Source organism: Nocardia concava NBRC 100430, assembly GCF_000308815.1.
Classification (GTDB): Bacteria; Actinomycetota; Actinomycetes; order Mycobacteriales; family Mycobacteriaceae; genus Nocardia; species Nocardia concava.
Genome location: NZ_BAFX01000088.1, coordinates 1 through 16,787 on the forward strand (window position 1 = coordinate 1; position 16,787 = coordinate 16,787).

Genomic DNA, 16,787 nt, shown 5'->3' on the forward strand with positions numbered 1-16,787 from the left:
AGGAGGGATTGGGCGGGGATTCGGCGGGGACACCGCCGCGGATCGCGGTCGTCACCGCGCACGCGTCGCTGGATCCGGAGAGCAAGCTGTTCACCGATACCGGGCCCAAGCCGATCATTCTCACCACCTCGACCGCGCCGTCCAATCGTGTGCAGCGGCTGCGGGACGCGGGGGCCGAGGTGATCATCGCGGGCGAGAGTCAGTGCGCGGCCGAGACCATTCGTGAGGAACTGGACGGTCTCGGGCTCAGGCGGGTGCTGTGCGAGGGCGGGCCGTCGCTGTTCGGCGAATTCGTCAGCGCGGGAGCCGTCGACGACCTCTGCCTCACCGTGTCACCGCAGCTGGTGGCCGGGACCGCGGGCCGAATCGCGGTGTCCCCCAAGGCCCTGCCCACCCCCATGTTCCCCCGCCACCTGCTGCTCGACGGCGACGGCACGATCTTGACCCGATGGGAACGCGCGCACACCCGAGGCTGAAACCGCGTGCCGGACCTGGCAGGCTGTAGCGCATGCGCTGGACTCGGGCCGCTCTGCTGGCGTCGACACTGTCGGTATTGGTGACCACCGCCTGCGGGGCGGGGCCGTCCAACCGGCCCGCGGTCGCCGTGGAGAAACCGCATCAGGCCGGCGCGAATGTCACCACCACCGCGCCCGACGCCGTCCCGCCCGCGCCCGAGGTCCCCAAGACCGAGCTGGCCTGGAAGGACTGCACCGCACCGACGTTCAGCCTGCTGTCGCTCGGCGCGCCGCCGCAGGGGCTGGTGCTGGAATGCGCCGAGTACACCACGCAGGTGGATGTCGCCGGGAACGTGGCGGGCAACTTCCGCAACGCGGCCATGCGGGCGCGCTACGACCGGACGCCCAAGGACGCCGCGCCGCTGATCCTGACCTCCGGGTCCGATCGGTCCTCGACGGCGACCCTGGCCGGGCTGGCGGCCGGGAACGCGAGCGCGCTGCTGGCGGCGCGGCCCATCATCGCGGTGGATCGGCGCGGGATCGGCAGCTCACAGCCGGTGACCTGCATGACCGACCCGCAGCGCAAGATCATCGCCGACCAGGGCCAATTCACCCGCGGCGCAACCGATCCCGTGGACGCCATGAGCACCGCCGGACGCAATGCCACCGTCGCCTGCCTGGACTTCCTGGCACCCGCCCAGGCCACCTTCGACGCGCCGCACGCCGCCGACGACATCGAGCAGCTGCGCAAGCAGCTGGGGGTGGAGCACATCGCGCTGCTGGGCACCGGGACCGGGGCGAATGTGGCGTTGAGCTACGCGCGCAAGTACGGGCAGCATCTCGGTCGGCTGGTGCTGGATTCGCCGCAGGCCGTCGGGCTCGACGCCAACGGGCGGGCCGAGCAGAAGGTGAAGGGACAGGAGGCCGCGCTCACCGCGTTCGCGCAGCGCTGCTCGTCGCTGAACTGCTCGCTGGGAGCCGACCCGCGCGCGGCCGTCATCGATCTCGTGAATCGCGCCGGGGCCGGGCAATTCGGTGATCTCTCGGCGTCGGCCCTGGTCACCACGCTCAGCGGCTTCCTGGGCGACTCACGCACGCAAGGCAATCAGCAGGTCACCGAATTCGCCGACGCGCTGGCCGCCCTCGGCCGCGGCGACCGCGGCCCGCTCACCAACTTCACCCTGCGCGCCGCCTCCTCGGTGGCCAACGACGGCGAATTCGTCAACCGCTGCAGCGACAACCACGAACCGTCCACCCCCGACAAGGCCAAGGCCCTCGAATCCGCCTGGGCCACCCAATATCCGGTCTTCGGCAAGGTGGCCGCCATCGACCTGATGGCCTGCTCCGCCTGGCCCGCCGCCTCCCCCATGACCCTCCCCGACAAACTCGCCCTCCCCGTCCTCGTCATGGGCGGCAGCGCCGACCCCGTCGTAGGCCAGGACGGCCGCCCCACCGTCACCGGCGCCCTCGGCGCGGCCGGCGCCCGCACCGCCACCGTCGTCTGGCAAGGCTGGGGCCACCCCACCTTCGTCCACTCCGGCTGCGCCCAACAATCCCTCGCCGACTACCTCAAATCCGCCACCCTCCCCGCCGACGGCACCGCCTGCCCCGCTTGACTGTCCCGCCTCTCCGCGACTTCAGCGGGCGGCTGAGTGCCGTCGACCGTCTCGCATCCGTGCCGGCGGTTCGGATGCCGAACCTATTTTGGGCGTACCCGACGAGTTACCCCGACCGTTGCGAGATCAGTTGTCACGTTGGCATACGGAGAACCGATGGCGGCGGGTGTGGAGTGCGCTTGACGGGGTTGGGCATTCGGGGTTGATTAGGGGGCGGCGGGTGATCGCGAGTGGGCTGTACGCCACGCAACTCATTAGGCGGGTCGGCGTGGGTGTGAACGGGGGATTCGGTGTACCGTGCCCGAGTGTTCCTTCGACAGCTCGAGCCGCGGACCGCTCGCACTACCGCTGAGGTATTGAACTTTGCGCTGTGGCCGCTCGCGATCCTCACCGTGATACATCGGGTGTTCATCAATGCTGTCAACTATCACGTCACCAATGACTTCACGCCGGTGTACAACGCCTCGCTGGCGTTCCTGAACCATCGCGCGGTGTACAACGCGAACTTCAACTCGACCGATCCGGCGTATCTGTATCCGCCGAGCGGGACGCTGCTGATCTCGCCGTTGGCGATTCTGGATCCGGAGAAATCGCGGTGGGGGTTCATCCTCGTCAACGCGATCGCGCTGCTGCTGGCCTGGTATCTGCTGCTCAAGCTGTTCAACTTCACGCTGAACTCGGTGGCCGCGCCCGCGCTGCTGCTGGCCATGTTCGTGTCGGAGACGGTGACCAACACCCTCGCCTTCACCAATATCAACGGGTGCCTGTTCCTGGCGATGATGGCCTACATCCACCTGCTGCTGAAGCGCAAAGACCTGTGGGCCGGTGTCGCTTTGGGATTGACCATCGCGGTGAAGGGCCCATTGACGGTGCCGCTGCTGCTGATTCCGCTGGTGCGCGGGCAGTGGAAGGTGTTCATCACCGCCCTGGGTATTCCGGTGGCGCTGAACCTGATCGCCTGGCCGCTGATCGTGGACTACAAGGAATTCTTCTCCCACACGCTGCCGTACCTGATGGAGGCGCGTGACTACTTCAACAGCGCCATCGTCGGCAATGCCGGGTACTACGGTGTCGCGGAGTGGCTGACCTGGACCATTCGCATCGTGATGGGCGTGCTGGTCCTGATCTCGCTGTGGCTGCTGTACCGGTACTACCGCGAGGACGAGGTGTTCTACATCTGCAACACCTCCGGCATCCTGATCACCGCGGTCATGCTGCTGGGCTCGCTGGGCCAGATGTACTACTCGATGTTCCTGTTCCCCATGCTGCTGACCGTGGTGCAGCGAAACTCGCTGCTGCGCAACTGGCCCGCGTGGGTGGCGATCTTCGGATTCATGTCCTACGACAAGTGGCTCTCCGACCGCTGGCAGAGCATCGGCCGCGATCTCGAGTACCTGCGCACCACCTTCGGCTGGGGCCTGCTGCTCATCGTGGTGTTCTGCGTGCTCGGCGACCGCTACCTGGCCGCCAAGCGCGAGGGCCGGCTCGAGACCGGCAAGTCGCTGGATCCGGCCTGGATGCACCCGGAATGGACCGCCGACGACACCGAGCTCCCCGCCGCGCCCCGGACCAAGGCCGGCGTCGCGTACTAGCGTGGAGCCATGAGTTCCGATGCTGATACCCCCGGGGACGCGGGGCTACCCGCCCCGCGCATCCAGCTGACCCCGCAGGAATGGCGGACCAAGCTGACCCCGGACGAGTACCGCGTGCTGCGTGAGGCGGGCACCGAGCGGGCCTTCACCGGCGAATACACAGACACCGAGACCGAGGGCGTCTACTCCTGCCGGGCCTGCGGCACCGAATTGTTCCGCAGCAGCGAGAAATTCCACTCGCACTGCGGCTGGCCGTCGTTCTTCGATCCGGCGAAATCCGATGCCGTGCTGCTGAAAGAGGACACATCCCTGGGCATGCGGCGCGTCGAAGTGCTGTGCGCGACATGCCACAGCCATCTGGGGCACGTGTTCGAGGGCGAGGGGTATCCCACGCCCACGGACAAGCGCTACTGCATCAACTCGATTTCGCTGCGTCTACACCCCTCGGGCAGCGCAGCAGACTGAGTCGCAGAAATATTATGGGGCGGACGGGATCCCGTGCATGCCCCGAATTCTGCGGGCAGGGCGGGCAGCGATCATTCGGCGAACGCCCTGATCATTCGGACACAACTCGGGCCCGGTCGCAGTGCGCGGCCGGGCCCGATGTCGTGAACCGCCTTACGGCAGTATCGAAACGCCTTACGGCAGTGCGTTGATCAGCTGCTCGAGCTCGACGCGCGGACCGGTGAAGAACGGGATCTCCTCGCGCACATGGCGACGCGCCTCGGTGGCGCGCAGGTCGCGCATGAGGTCGACGATGCGGTGCAGTTCGGGGGCCTCGAAGGCGAGGATCCACTCGTAGTCGCCCAGGGCGAAGGAGGCGACGGTGTTGGCGCGCACGTCCGGGTAGTCGCGGGCGGCCTTGCCGTGGTCGGCCAGCATCTTGCGACGCTCCTCGTCGGGGAGCAGGTACCAGTCGTAGGAGCGCACGAACGGGTACACGCAGATGTAGTTGCCCGGCTCCTCACCCGCGAGGAAGGCCGGAATGTGGGACTTGTTGAACTCGGCGGGGCGGTGCAGGGCGGCCTGGCTCCAGACCGGGTTGGAGATCTGGCCGAGTTCGGTGACGCGGCGGAAGTCGGCGTAGGCGGCCTGCAGGTCCTCGATCTTCTCGGCGTGCCACCAGATCATGAAGTCGGCGTCGGCGCGCAGGCCCGCGACATCGTAGATACCGCGCACGACCACACCGCGCTCCTCGAGCGATTCGAAGAAGGCCTTGGCCTCCTTGATCGCGGCCGCGCGATTGTCACCGAGCTCGCCGGGCTCCACCTGGAACACCGAGAACATGAGGTAGCGGATGGTGTCGTTGAGAGCCTTGTAGTCGAGTCGCGCCATGGGACCCATCGTGCCATTGCGCGGTGAGGCGCCCGAAATGGGGCATGGCCGACACGGTGATTCAGGTCTCGGGGTCGCTCTCTGCCGGGTTCAGGTCGCGGGCCCAGGAGTGGATGAGGCGGCGCAGGCCGTCGTGGAAAACCTCGTCGCTGGTGAGCAGTTCGCTGACCAGGTCCAGGTGGGTCGCCAGTTCCGGGTAGCGGTCCGGGTCGAGGGCGGCCAGGTCGGAGCGGACGCGCAGGCGGACCGGTTTGCGGTCGTGCTGGGCGACCAGGCCCGCGCAGCCGAGGGTGTAGAGGTAGCACTCGCGGTAGGCGCGGAAGGCGTCGCGGGGAGTCATGCCCTGGGAAAGGTTGTCGGCCACTTGGGGTTCGGTGAGGCGGGCCAGTAAACGCGGGCCCAGCCAGACGCGCGGGCCGCGCAGCATGACCAGGCCCGGATAACTGGTCAGCAGGTCATACCAGGCGACGAAGCGGCGTTCGGTGGCCTTGTCCCAATCGTCGGAACCGGCCGGGATTTCGGGCAGATCGTCGGCGAGCTGATCGGCCAGCAATTCGAGCAGGCCGTTGAAATCGCCTCCGCCCCTGCGCACCACGGTGGTGTGCGACACCCGCAGATGCGCGGCGATCGCGCGGAAACTCAGCTCGCCCGCACCACGGGTGGCGATGATGTCGAGACCGGAGCGGGCGATCGCCTCGGGAGTCGCCTCCTCCAACGACTTCGACTTCCTGGGCATGCGTCCAGCGTAAGTTACAGTGTAACCAAGCGGTAGATCGGCCCCAGCCCAGCGATGAAAACGAAAGAAGCGCAAGTGCACCCGACATACGCCGACGTGACATCGGCCGCCGACCGTATCTCCGGCCACATCCGACCCGTGGTGGTCGCCCGGGCGGACGCCGACACCGTCCCGGTGGCCGGCGAGGTCTGGTTCGCACTCGAACACATGCAGCACACCGGGACCTTCAAGGCGCGCGGCGCGGCCAATTTCGTACTCGCGCAGCGGGAACTGGGGCTGCTGCCCAAGACCGGCATCACCATCGCCTCCGGCGGCAACGCGGGCGTGGCGTGCGCGTGGGCGGCCCGCCTGGTCGGTTCCGCGGCCACCGTCTTCCTGCCCGACCATGCGCCCGCCGTCAAGGTGGCTCGGCTGAAAGCCCTCGGGGCGCAGGTGCTCTGCGGCGGCGCGGCCTACGCCGACGCGGCCGCCGAATGCGAGCGGTATGCCCAGGCCACTGGCGCGCTGCGGTCCCACGCCTATGACGATCCCTACATCGCGGCCGGAGCCGGAACGCTGATGGAGGAGATCATCGCGCAACTGCCCGGGGTCGACACCGTCGTGGTGGCGGTCGGCGGCGCGGGGCTGCTGACGGGAATCACCGTGTCCGCCAACCACCATGGCGTGCGAGTGGTCGCCGTCGAACCCGAGACCTGCCGCGCGTTCAACGCCGCCCTCGAGGCCGGAGAACCCGTGGATGTGGGAGTCGACTCTGTCGCCGCCGACGCCCTAGGCGCGCGCCGAATCACCCCGATGGCACTCTCCGCGGCCGCCGCGGGCGACGTCATCTCGGTCCTGGTCAGCGACAAGCAAATCATCGCCGCCCGCCAAACCCTCTGGGACTGCCGCAGACTCGCCGTAGAACACGCCGCCGCCACCGCCCTGGCCGCGTTGCTCTCCGGCGCCTACGTCCCCTCCCCCGGCGAACGCGTAGCCGTCATCATCTGCGGCGCCAACACCGACCCTTCCGACCTGGTCAGCTAACCCGCCGCCCGGGGCGAAGCCCTCCGTCCCCGCCCTCCGTCATCCCGGTATGTTCCCTCCGTCATCCCGGCATGTTTTTGGCCGGGATCCACACTGCGATGGTGATGAACGGCGCGTGTGGATTCCGGCCAAGAGCACGCCGGAATGACGAGGTAGGTCAGCCGAGATGGGCGGCGACCTTCGCGGCGGCCTTGGTGCCGGAGGCAGCACAGGCCGGGACTCCGACGCCGTCGAGATAGGCGCCTGCCAGGGCCAGTCCGGGGAGATCGGCTGTGGCGGAACGTAGGTCGGCGATTCGGGTGGTGTGGCCGGGGGCGTATTGGGGGAGGCCGCCGGGCCAGCGTTGGACTACGGCGTGGAGGGGGCGGATGTCGATGCCCGTGACGGTGGTGAGGTCTTCGACGGCGGCCTGGATGAGCTCGTCGTCGGACCAGGACAGTGGGGTGGGGTCTCCGAAGCGGCCGAAGGAGGCTCGGACCAGCGCCACGTCACGGGCGGCCAGGTGGGGCCATTTGCGGCTGGAGAGGGTGAAAGCCTTGGCGCGCAACGGCTCACCGGTGGCTACGAGGATGCCGGAGTTGTCGGGGAGGGCGGTGTCCGCCGGAAGGGCAAGTGCCACAACGGCGGAGGAAGCCAGGTCGATGCCCGCGGCGAGTTCGGCGGCTTCGGGAGCCACCTCGCGCAGGAGTTCCGCGGTCACCGGGGCAGGGGTCGCGAGAATCACCGCGTCCACCTCGCCGACCGGGTCCAGGTGCCAGCCGGTGGCGGTCCGGGTGAGGCGGGTTGCGGCAGTGCCGATTTCGGCCTTCACATCGGCGGCGGCGCGCAGGGCGTCCAGCAGTACGCCGTAGCCGTCGCGGATACCGCCGAAGACCGGCGTCGTGCTCGGCGGCGGCAGCGCCTCCGACACAGCCTGGGTCAAACTGGTCGCGCCACGGTCCAGCGCGGCGGCCAGTGTCGGCAGCGCGGCCCGCACCCCGATCGAATCAGCAAGTCCCGCATACACACCCCCGAGCAGCGGATCGACACTGCGCCGAACCACCTTCTCCCCGAATCGATCCCGCACCAACTCCCCCACCGACATATCCCCGCCCGCAACCCACGTCAACGGCCGATTCGGCTCATCCTCGATCAAGGCCACCGTCGCCGCATCCACCAGCCCCGCAACCGATTCCGCCTCAGCGGGTATCCCCATCAACGTCCGCTCCGGCAGCCGATGCCCGGCCCCCTCCGACCACACCAACGGCCGCTTCCCCGCCGGATGCACCAGCTGCCCCTCGATCCCCAACTCCCGCATCAACTCCGGAATCTCGGGCCGCCGCCCCACAAACGCCTCGGCCCCCAAATCAACCGGATCCCCCTCGATCTCCACCGTCCGCAGAATCCCCCCGACCCGGTCTCTCCGCTCGACCAGGATCAGTTCCGCCGACTCCCCCAATGCCTGCCGCACCCGATAGGCAGCCACCAGCCCGCTGATCCCCCCACCGACAACCGCGACCCGCATCGCCAATCTCCTCGTCACCTAGTCCTCGCCGCGACGCCTCGACGTAGAGCCGCTCCCAGCCGAACCTACTCCCGCCGACCGCGACCACCGAAGCCCGACCCCCGCCCGCGACATCCCGGCCACGCACCCGACAACCCACTCTCACCTGCATTTTCATGGCTCGATAGGGCACTAGGTCACCTCCGACCCGAAACACCCCACCGAGAAACGTGATTGACACCGCGCCGCCCTCGACCCGGCCGGCGCGCACCGCACAGGGTCGGCCGAGCCGGACGACACCGGCACCGGTGGCCCGATCCGGGCGTGGCCGACCGCGGCCGACAACGGCCAGCGATGCTCAGCGGCAGCAGGCTGACGGCCGCGCGTAGGTGGAGCGCCGACGCCGAGCCTGGGGCGCGGCCGCCGGGGTGATCGGAGGCGGCCGGAACGGCGCCCCATCAGGCGCGGAGCAGGTCGGCGGTCCGGCCACACAGCCGTCGGTGGAGAGCAGGCCGGGTGTCAGGGCCGCCGATGAGGCGGAACCGGTGGTGACCGCTGCGAGAAGTGCGGTCGCGGGCCGTCACCGTCGACCGGGGCGAGGTTGGCTCGGCCGCCCATGCGGGCAGCCGGTACCTAATGGCCTCCGCTGACCCCGCCGGGCGTTCGCGCGCCGAAGATATATCTCCGGCCGCGGTCTCAGAGGGGAGTCGGGAGGCTGTGGATGAGGGCGACGGTGTCGGTGATGATGGTCGGTTCGGTGTTGGGGAGGACGCCGTGGCCGAGGTTGAAGATGTGGCCCTTGGCGCCCAAGGTGATTGCCTCGTCGGCTTCGCGGGCGATGCGGTGGACCTCGGAGTTGATGGCGGCGGGGCCCGCGAACAGGACGGCGGGATCGAGGTTGCCCTGCAAGGCTTTTCCGGGGCCGACGCGGCGGGCGGCTTCGGGCAGCGGGATGCGCCAGTCGACGCCGACGACGTCCGCGCCGGCTTCGCCCATGGCGCCCAACAGTTCTCCGGTGCCGACACCGAAGTGGATGCGCGGGATGCCCGCGTCGGCGATCTCGGTGAAGACCCGTTCCGAGTGCGGCATAACGTATTCGCGGTACTGGGCCTGGGTCAGCGCACCGGCCCAGGAGTCGAACAGCTGCACCGCGTCCACGCCCGCCGCGATCTGCGCCTGCAGGAATTCGATGGTGATGTCGGTGAGCACGCCCAGCAGCTGATGCCAGGTTTCGGGGTCGGCGAGCATCATCGCCTTGGTGCGCTCGTGGTTCTTGCTCGGCCCGCCCTCGACCAGGTAAGACGCCAAAGTGAACGGGGCACCGGCGAATCCGATCAGCGGGGTGTTGCCCAGCTCGTCGAGCAGCAGCTTCACACCGGCCGTGACCGCGCCCACTTCCTCGGGCCGCAGCCGCGGCAGCTTGCGCACATCCTCGACGGTCCGCACCGGTTCGGCGATGACCGGCCCGACGCCCGGCACGATGTCGAGGTCGATGCCCGCGGCCTTGAGCGGAACCACGATGTCGGAGAACAGGATTGCCGCGTCCACGTCATGGCGGCGGACCGGCTGCATGGTGATCTCGCACACCAGCTCCGGATCGAAACACGATTCCAGCATGCCGATTCCGGCGCGCACCTCGCGGTACTCCGGAAGGGACCGACCGGCCTGTCTCATAAACCACACCGGACGCCGATGCGGCACGCCACCGGTGGCGGCGGCAAGGAACGGGGCATCGGTCAGCTGGCGGCGGGCGTGAGTACTCATCACCGCCCATCGTAAAGGCCCCCGGCGGCGCGCCTCGCACCACGCGGCACCCGCAAGGTCTACGGTGCCTTTCGTGACACCGCTCGACTTCCGCGACGGCGCTGCCCCGACCCCGGAGCCCGAAGAACCAGCCCGGTTCCGCGCCGCGGTCGAGGCCATGGGATCCGCATCAGTGCACCCTCGAATCGAACTCGCACCGATCCGTCCGCCGCAGCGCCTCGCCCCTTACTCGTATGCCCTCGGCGCGGAGGTCACGCGACCCGACACGAATGTGGTGCCCGTCGACTCCGACGGTGACGCGTTCGGCCGCCTGATCCTGCTGCACGACCCGGCCGGGCAGGAGGCCTGGCACGGGGTGTTCCGCTTGGTCGCCTACATCCAGGCCGATATCGACTCCGCGCTCGCCGCCGATCCGCTGCTGCCGGAGGTGGCGTGGAGCTGGCTGGTCGACGCCCTCGACTCGCGGACACCGTTCACCGCCCTCGGCGGCACGGTCACCTCGACCAGCTCGGTGCGCTACGGCGATATCGCCGGACCGCCGCGCGCGCATCAACTCGAGGTGCGCGCCTCCTGGACAGTGGGCGACACCGCCATGCGGCCACACGTGGAGGCCTTCTGCGAGGTGCTCGCCTATGCGGCCGGACTGCCGCCCGCCGGGGTCACCCGGTTGGACGTGCGCCGCGGTGAGGACAGCGAATAATTGGACCCGAGATCGGGGCGGCCGGATCCCGAATTCCCGCCCCCGCTGCCGGGAAATAGCCCCTCGCCTGCGAGAACGTCTGTACTGCAACGAAATCGGGGCGGCCGACGTACGATTCCCAATGGCCCGACGCAGTGTCACGGCCGGTCGTTTCACCGCCGTGACGCGGCCCGCCCTTGCCCTACCCGTAGAGTTCAAGACCATGTCCGTACCAGATGAACCCGAAGCCACTGCCGCGGTACCGTTGCTCGCGCCAGTGGACGGTGTACCGCCGGTACTGGACTCTGCCTCCGAAGTGGCCGAGGCCGCCCGTCGATTGGCCGCCGGCACCGGACCGCTCGCGGTCGACGCCGAACGCGCCTCCGGGTTCCGCTACTCCAATCGCGCCTACCTGATCCAGTTGCGGCGCGAGGGTGCGGGCAGCTTCCTCATCGACCCGATTCCGGTGGACGGGGATCTCGCACCGCTGGCCGAGGCCATCAACGATCTGGAGTGGGTGCTGCACTCCGCGGACCAGGATCTGCCCGGGCTCGCCGAACTCGGGCTGTACCCGGCCCGGCTCTTCGACACCGAACTGGGCGGGCGCCTGGCCGGATACGAGCGCGTCGGCCTGGCCGCCATGGTGGAGAAGCTGCTCGGGCGCGAGCTGAAGAAGGGCCACGGCGCGGCCGACTGGTCCACCCGGCCACTGCCCGACGACTGGCTGAACTACGCCGCCCTCGACGTCGAGCTGCTCCTCGAATTGCGCGAGGCCGTCGCCGCCGATCTCGCCGAGCAGGGCAAATCCGACTGGGCCGCACAGGAATTCGAGCACGTCCGCACCGCCGAACCGTCCGGCCCCAAGGCCGACCGCTGGCGGCGCACCTCCGGCATCCACACCCTGCGCCGCACCCGCCAGCTCGCCATCGTCCGCGAGCTATGGACGACCCGCGACCGCCTGGCCCGCCTGCGCGATGTGGCCCCCGCCCGCATCCTGCCCGACTCGGCCATCGTGGCCGCGGCCACCAACGAGCCCAAGTCCATCGCCGGACTGCGCGCCCTGCCGATCTTCGGCGGCCCCCGCCAGCGCCGCTACTCCCGCGAATGGCTCGGCGCCGTCGAACGCGCCCGCGCCCTCCCCGACAACGAACTCCCGCCCCTGACCCAGCCCTTCGACGGCCCACCCCCCGTCAACCGCTGGGAACGCCGCGACCCGGCCGCCGCCGCCCGCCTCCAGCGCGCCCGCTCGGCCATGACCGACCTCTCCGCGGAGGTCTCCATCCCCGTCGAGAACCTGCTGACTCCGGATCTGCTCCGCCGCATGTGCTGGGACGGCCTCCCCAAATCCGCCACCAACGGCGACGCCCCCACCCTCATCGAGGACTACCTCGCCGCCGGCGGCGCCCGCCCCTGGCAACGCGAACTAGCGGTCCCGCGGCTGGCCGAAGCCCTCTACCCGAAGGCCTGACCCCAGCTCCATCGCCCAAGAAAGTCGGGGCACCCCGCTTTTTTGAAGTGGACTCATTTCACTGTTGGTGAAAGTTAGATTCTGTCAACCCAAACCGATGGGTACGAACAGGAGTCCACCGATGTCCGCCGCCCGCCACTTCGCCTGCGCCGCAACCCTTGTCGGCCTCACTGGAACCCTCGCCGCCCTGTCCCCCGGCCTCGCCAACGCCGGCAGGTTCGGCATGGATGTACTGGACTGTTCGAGCGGGACCTGCACGACACCAACGACTTTCGTTGTCGGACAAAGCTATACCGTCAACCCGCCCTATGACGGTACGGATCAGACCCAGGCCGTCAATGACCTCTATGACAATGGCGGCTGCATCGGCAGCAGGTCCCTCACCTACACCTGGGTACCGCTCACCACCGGCACCCACACCCTCACCAGCCACACCTACGACCTCCTCGGCTTTGCGAAGACATCGGTTTCGATCACGGTGACCGTGGTCGCCGCACCGGCCGGAGCACCGACACCGCACCAGCCCCAACAAGGCGGCTGCGGTGGCGGCGGCAGCTTCGGCTCCGGCAGCTCGAACCTGCGGCCCGGCAGCTAGCACCAGAAGCCCGAACGCAGCAAGGAGTCATCGATGTCCACCACAAACCGCCGCATCGCCTGGGCCGCAGCCCTTATCAGCGTCGCAGGAACACTCACCACCCTCTGCCCCGGCCTCGCCGCCGCCTCCAGGTTCAACTTCGACGTGGAGGACTGCGCGAGCGGAACCTGCACGCCCGCCACCTCTTTCGTCGTCGGGCACAGCTACGCGATCGTCGGCGCCTGGGACGGCACGAACGGGGCCATTCCCACCTACAACTTCTACGACAACGACGCCTGCATCGGCGGCGGCACCCACTCCGTCATCTGGGTTCCGCTCACCAGCGGCAGTCACACGCTGTCCGTGGGGAACGTCGGCACGCCGCGAGAGACGCAGATAGTGACGGTAACTGCCGCGCCACCCGGAGCGCCGATCGCGCAGCAGCCCAAGCAGGGCGGCTGCGGCGTCGGCGCCGCCGGGCTGATCGAGCAGCTCATCTCCGGTAGCGCCGGGCTGCTCCGCAGCACCGGCTCCTGAGCACACCACACACCCCCGAGATCTCTTCACCGATACGAGGAATACAACAATGCACACCGGATCCCGCTCTTCGCGCCGTATCGCCTGGGCCGCAAGCCTTGTCGGCGTCGCAGGAACTCTCACCACACTGTCCCCTGGCCTCGCCGCCGCCGGTATCCACGGCATCGAAGTCGAGCAGTGCGACGCAGCCGGAAGAAACTGCGGAACACCCGCTTCCATCGTTGCCGGACAGACATATTGGATCGAAGGGCCGTACGACGGCGTCAGTATCACCGGTCCCACCAACAGCTTCTACGACAACGGCTCCTGCATCGGTGGCGGCGGCTACTCGGTCTTCTGGGTCCCGGCCACCGCCGGAACCCACACGCTGTCCACCATCGACACCAAGGGTTTCAAGGATTCGGTGACCGTGACCGTGGTGGCCGCACCCGCCGGATCGCCTGTGGCACAGCAGCCCCAGCAGGGCGGCTGCGGTGGCGGCGGCAGCTTCGGCTCCGGCAGTGCGGACCTGTTGGGCTCCGGCAGCGCCGGCCACTGAGCGAGCGCCTCGGCCCGGCAGGGGGACCGAGGCGCTCCCGGCCGTCGCTCAGTCCTTGAAGTCGGGTGAGCGGCGGTCGCGGCGGGCTCGGATGGCCTCGTCGAAGTTGTCGGTGGTGAGGCGGACGTAGAGCTGGGCCAGGCCCTCGTTCTGCATGTGGGATTCGAAGGAGCTTGCTTCCAGGCCGTTCCAGAGGAGGCGTTTGGTGAGTTCGCCGCCTACTCGGGACCAGCGGATGATCTGGTCGGCGGTGTCGTAGGCCGATTCGAGGAGTTTGTCGGAGGGGACGACACGGGAGACGATGCCGATGCGCTCGGCTTCCGTGGCGTCGACATCTCGGCCGGTGAGCATGATTTCGAAGGCGCGGGTGGAGCCGATGGCGCGCGGGAGGGTGTAGCTGATGCCGAGTTCGGCTGAGGTGAGGCCGTTGTTGATGCCGGCGGCGCGGAAATAGGCGTCCTCCGAGGCGATCCGGATGTCGGTGCCCATGGCCAGGCAGAAGCCGCCGCCGATGGCCGCGCCGTTGATGGCGCTGATCACCGGCTGATGCATGCGCTTGATGGTGAGCATCACATTGTCGAGCAGCGTCATGCTGCGGCGCGCGATGCTGGTGCGTGTCAACCCCTCTACCCCCGGCACCTTGCCCGCGTGCTGCAGGTCCGCGCCCGAGCAGAACCCGTGCCCGGCCCCGGTGAGCACCACCACCCGCACCTCGTTGTCGGCCGCCACGTCCTCGAGGGTCTCGCGCAGCGGCACCATGACGTCGAACGCCATGGCGTTCATCCGCTCCGGCCGGTTCAACGTGACCAGCGCGATCTGGGGACGCGGCTTCTCGACAAGAACGAACGACATCCGAAAACTCCTGACCCGAAACTGTAACCTGTTTCAGAATCTACGCGAGAAGGCCAGCTCCGCATAGAAAAACGGACCCGCGATCGTGGATCGCGGGTCCGTCGGTATGCGGCCGAGACTATTCGGCGGCGTCGAGCAGCGCTTCCTCGATATCGGCGCCGGAGGCGTCGGCGGCACCCAGCCACACGTGCACGCGCTGGGCGATCTCACCCGGGGTCAGCCCGAGATCCTGGTGAATCTTGGCGCGCAGGGCGTGGTCCAGGAACTGCTGCGGCACACCGAGATCGCGGGTCGGGACGTCCACGCCCGCGCTGCGGAGCCGGGCGGAGACCGTGGAACCGATGCCGCCGTGCAGCCCGCTGTCCTCGAGGGTCACCACGAGGCGGTGGTTTCCCGCCATCTTGACGATGGTGTCGGAGACCGGCAGCACCCAGCGCGGGTCGACCACGGTAACCGAAACCCCTTCGGCCGTCAGCAGATCCGCGACCTTGAGCGCGAGATCGGCGAACGCGCCGACCGCGATCAGCAGGACGTCGGCGTGCACCGAGTACGACGCGGCGTCCTTGACGTCCGGCAGCCGCAGCACATCGACGCCCTCGAAGCGCTCGACGGCCGGAATCTCCTCGACCGCAGCGCCTTTGGGGAACCGGATGGCGGTGGGGCCGTCGCTGATGTGCAGCGCCTCCCCCAATTCCTCACGCAGCGTGGCGGCGTCGCGCGGGGCGGCCACCCGGATGCCGGGCACGATGCCGAGCACCGACATGTCCCACATGCCGTTGTGCGAGGCGCCGTCGTCACCGGTGACGCCCGCGCGGTCGAGTACCAGGGTCACCGGGAGCTTGAGCAGCGCCACATCCATGAGCAGCTGGTCGAAGGCGCGGTTGAGGAAGGTCGAGTAGATGGCGACCACGGGATGCAGACCGCCCAGCGCCATACCCGCCGCCGAGGTCATGGCGTGCTGTTCGGCGATGCCGACATCGAACATGCGCTCCGGGAAGCGGTCCCCGAACGGCGACAGACCGGTCGGTCCCGGCATGGCCGCAGTAATGGCCACGATGTCGTCGCGCTGCTCCGCCTGGGCGATGAGCTCCTTGGAGAACACCGACGTCCAGCTGACACCGGACGAACCGCCCAGCGGCTCACCGGTCTCCGGGTCGATCTGGTTGATGGCGTGCATCTGGTCGGCCACATGATCCTCGGCCGGTTTGTACCCGCGACCCTTCTGCGTCACCGCGTGCACGATGACCGGACCGCCGAAGTCCTTGGCGCGCCGCAGCGCCGCCTCCAACTGCACCTGATCGTGGCCGTCGACCGGGCCCACGTACTTCACGCCCAGATCGCTGAACAGCTCCTGCGGCGCGACCGCGTCCTTGATCCCGGTCTTGATGGCATGCAGCATCGAGTACGCCGAATCCCCCACGCGCGGAATGCTCTGCACGATCCGCTTGGTGGCATCCAGCGCGTGCTCGTAGGCGGGCTGGGTACGCAATCCCGCGAGCCGCTCGGCGAGCCCGCCGATGGTCGGCGCGTAGGAGCGGCCATTGTCGTTGACCACCACGATGACCGAACGATCCTGGCCCGCGGCGATATTGTTCAACGCCTCCCAGCACATGCCGCCGGTCAGCGCGCCGTCCCCGACGACCGCGACCACGTGCCGCTTCTGCCGGGTCAGCGCGAACGCCTTGGCGAGACCGTCCGCATAGGACAGCGAGGCCGAGGCGTGCGAGGACTCCACCCAGTCATGGGCGCTCTCGGCGCGACACGGATAGCCCGACAGCCCGCCCTCTTTGCGCAGCCGATCGAACCCGTCCTTGCGGCCGGTGAGGATCTTGTGCACGTACGCCTGATGCCCGGTATCGAAGATGATCGGGTCGGCAGGCGAGTCGAAGACCCGGTGCAACGCGATGGTCAGCTCCACGACGCCCAGATTCGGCCCGAGGTGCCCGCCGGTGACGGCGACCTTCCGCACCAGGAACTCGCGAATCTCCTCGGCCAGCTCGTGCAGCTCCGGTACCGACAGCCGACGCAGATCCTCGGGCGTGTCGACCCGGGAAAGCACTCCCACGGCTATTGCTCCCTCCGGATGTCTCCTGTGATTGCAACAGTCTACGGAGCCCGTTCCGGCCCCCGATGCC

16 protein-coding genes are annotated in these 16,787 nt (G+C 68.7%); 10 read left to right on the plus strand and 6 right to left on the minus strand.

All coding sequences use genetic code 11. The annotated features are described in order from the left end of the window. From ON43_RS20495 to msrB, 4 genes are all read left to right on the plus strand, one after another. Positions 1-476: dihydrofolate reductase family protein (locus ON43_RS20495; protein WP_040809825.1), on the plus strand; the 476-nt coding region annotated here is incomplete at its 5' end. A gap of 32 nt (positions 477-508) precedes the next feature. Beyond that, the gene (locus tag ON43_RS20500) at positions 509-2,071 is read left to right on the plus strand and encodes an alpha/beta hydrolase (RefSeq protein WP_040809827.1); all 1,563 of its coding nucleotides are present in this window, start codon (positions 509-511) and stop codon (positions 2,069-2,071) included. Between the two features lie 305 nt (positions 2,072-2,376). Further along, positions 2,377-3,663 (plus strand): glycosyltransferase family 87 protein, encoded by a 1,287-nt coding sequence (locus ON43_RS20505; protein ID WP_083913567.1) that lies wholly within the window; start codon positions 2,377-2,379, stop codon positions 3,661-3,663. 9 nt (positions 3,664-3,672) lie between these two features. After that, complete coding sequence (msrB, locus tag ON43_RS20510; protein WP_051178791.1) at positions 3,673-4,128, plus strand: peptide-methionine (R)-S-oxide reductase MsrB; 456 nt, start codon at positions 3,673-3,675, stop codon at positions 4,126-4,128. Positions 4,129-4,302: 174 nt separating this feature from the next. On the opposite strand, the gene hemQ is transcribed toward msrB, so the two are convergent. Then, positions 4,303-4,998: a hydrogen peroxide-dependent heme synthase gene (hemQ, locus tag ON43_RS20515; RefSeq protein WP_040809831.1), complete on the minus strand. Its 696-nt coding sequence runs from the start codon at positions 4,996-4,998 to the stop codon at positions 4,303-4,305. 61 nt (positions 4,999-5,059) lie between these two features. Next, positions 5,060-5,734 carry a TetR/AcrR family transcriptional regulator gene (locus ON43_RS20520; RefSeq protein ID WP_040809833.1) on the minus strand — a complete coding sequence of 225 codons (675 nt, stop codon included), beginning with the start codon at positions 5,732-5,734 and terminating at the stop codon, positions 5,060-5,062. A 75-nt stretch (positions 5,735-5,809) separates the two neighbouring features. Here ON43_RS20520 and ON43_RS20525 point away from each other — a divergent pair, with 75 nt between their 5' ends. Next, positions 5,810-6,757, plus strand: coding sequence for a threonine/serine dehydratase (locus ON43_RS20525; RefSeq protein WP_245568676.1), 948 nt, complete (start codon positions 5,810-5,812; stop codon positions 6,755-6,757). Between the two features lie 157 nt (positions 6,758-6,914). Here the strand turns inward: ON43_RS20525 and ON43_RS20530 are convergent, their stop codons facing one another. Together ON43_RS20530 and hemE are read right to left on the minus strand one after the other, a co-directional pair. After that, entirely contained in the window at positions 6,915-8,261 is a 1,347-nt protein-coding gene (locus ON43_RS20530; protein WP_040809958.1) for a protoporphyrinogen oxidase, read from the minus strand. Positions 8,262-8,936: 675 nt separating this feature from the next. Further along, positions 8,937-10,004, minus strand: a complete 1,068-nt coding sequence (hemE, locus tag ON43_RS20535; protein WP_040809837.1) for a uroporphyrinogen decarboxylase — start codon at positions 10,002-10,004, stop codon at positions 8,937-8,939. A 73-nt stretch (positions 10,005-10,077) separates the two neighbouring features. Here hemE and ON43_RS20540 point away from each other — a divergent pair, with 73 nt between their 5' ends. From ON43_RS20540 to ON43_RS20560, 5 genes are all read left to right on the plus strand, one after another. Next, positions 10,078-10,704, plus strand: coding sequence for a DUF3000 domain-containing protein (locus ON43_RS20540; protein WP_083913568.1), 627 nt, complete (start codon positions 10,078-10,080; stop codon positions 10,702-10,704). Positions 10,705-10,906: 202 nt separating this feature from the next. After that, complete coding sequence (locus ON43_RS20545) at positions 10,907-12,151, plus strand: ribonuclease D (RefSeq protein ID WP_040809962.1); 1,245 nt, start codon at positions 10,907-10,909, stop codon at positions 12,149-12,151. 121 nt (positions 12,152-12,272) lie between these two features. Then, positions 12,273-12,746 carry a hypothetical protein gene (locus tag ON43_RS20550; RefSeq protein ID WP_040809839.1) on the plus strand — a complete coding sequence of 158 codons (474 nt, stop codon included), beginning with the start codon at positions 12,273-12,275 and terminating at the stop codon, positions 12,744-12,746. A gap of 33 nt (positions 12,747-12,779) precedes the next feature. Beyond that, positions 12,780-13,262 carry a hypothetical protein gene (locus ON43_RS20555; RefSeq protein WP_157514123.1) on the plus strand — a complete coding sequence of 161 codons (483 nt, stop codon included), beginning with the start codon at positions 12,780-12,782 and terminating at the stop codon, positions 13,260-13,262. A 49-nt stretch (positions 13,263-13,311) separates the two neighbouring features. Then, positions 13,312-13,800 carry a hypothetical protein gene (locus ON43_RS20560; protein ID WP_040809843.1) on the plus strand — a complete coding sequence of 163 codons (489 nt, stop codon included), beginning with the start codon at positions 13,312-13,314 and terminating at the stop codon, positions 13,798-13,800. Positions 13,801-13,848: 48 nt separating this feature from the next. Here ON43_RS20560 and ON43_RS20565 read toward each other — a convergent pair whose 3' ends face one another. Both ON43_RS20565 and dxs read right to left on the minus strand, forming a co-directional pair. Beyond that, positions 13,849-14,652 carry an enoyl-CoA hydratase gene (locus ON43_RS20565; RefSeq protein ID WP_040809844.1) on the minus strand — a complete coding sequence of 268 codons (804 nt, stop codon included), beginning with the start codon at positions 14,650-14,652 and terminating at the stop codon, positions 13,849-13,851. Positions 14,653-14,770: 118 nt separating this feature from the next. Next, the gene (dxs, locus tag ON43_RS20570; protein WP_040809846.1) at positions 14,771-16,717 is read right to left on the minus strand and encodes a 1-deoxy-D-xylulose-5-phosphate synthase; all 1,947 of its coding nucleotides are present in this window, start codon (positions 16,715-16,717) and stop codon (positions 14,771-14,773) included. Positions 16,718-16,787 lie beyond the last annotated feature (70 nt).

Bases quoted from the DNA above. Each gene is read 5' to 3' on its own strand.
- ON43_RS20545 (WP_040809962.1), top strand. From the start codon at position 10,907: ATGTCCGTACCAGATGAACCCGAAGCCACTGCCGCGGTACCGTTGCTC.
- ON43_RS20520 (WP_040809833.1), bottom strand. From the start codon at position 5,734: ATGCCCAGGAAGTCGAAGTCGTTGGAGGAGGCGACTCCCGAGGCGATC.
- ON43_RS20560 (WP_040809843.1), top strand. From the start codon at position 13,312: ATGCACACCGGATCCCGCTCTTCGCGCCGTATCGCCTGGGCCGCAAGC.
- ON43_RS20550 (WP_040809839.1), top strand. From the start codon at position 12,273: ATGTCCGCCGCCCGCCACTTCGCCTGCGCCGCAACCCTTGTCGGCCTC.
- ON43_RS20565 (WP_040809844.1), bottom strand. From the start codon at position 14,652: ATGTCGTTCGTTCTTGTCGAGAAGCCGCGTCCCCAGATCGCGCTGGTC.
- ON43_RS20530 (WP_040809958.1), bottom strand. From the start codon at position 8,261: ATGCGGGTCGCGGTTGTCGGTGGGGGGATCAGCGGGCTGGTGGCTGCC.
- ON43_RS20500 (WP_040809827.1), top strand. From the start codon at position 509: ATGCGCTGGACTCGGGCCGCTCTGCTGGCGTCGACACTGTCGGTATTG.
- hemQ (WP_040809831.1), bottom strand. From the start codon at position 4,998: ATGGCGCGACTCGACTACAAGGCTCTCAACGACACCATCCGCTACCTC.
- ON43_RS20555 (WP_157514123.1), top strand. From the start codon at position 12,780: ATGTCCACCACAAACCGCCGCATCGCCTGGGCCGCAGCCCTTATCAGC.
- msrB (WP_051178791.1), top strand. From the start codon at position 3,673: ATGAGTTCCGATGCTGATACCCCCGGGGACGCGGGGCTACCCGCCCCG.
- hemE (WP_040809837.1), bottom strand. From the start codon at position 10,004: ATGAGTACTCACGCCCGCCGCCAGCTGACCGATGCCCCGTTCCTTGCC.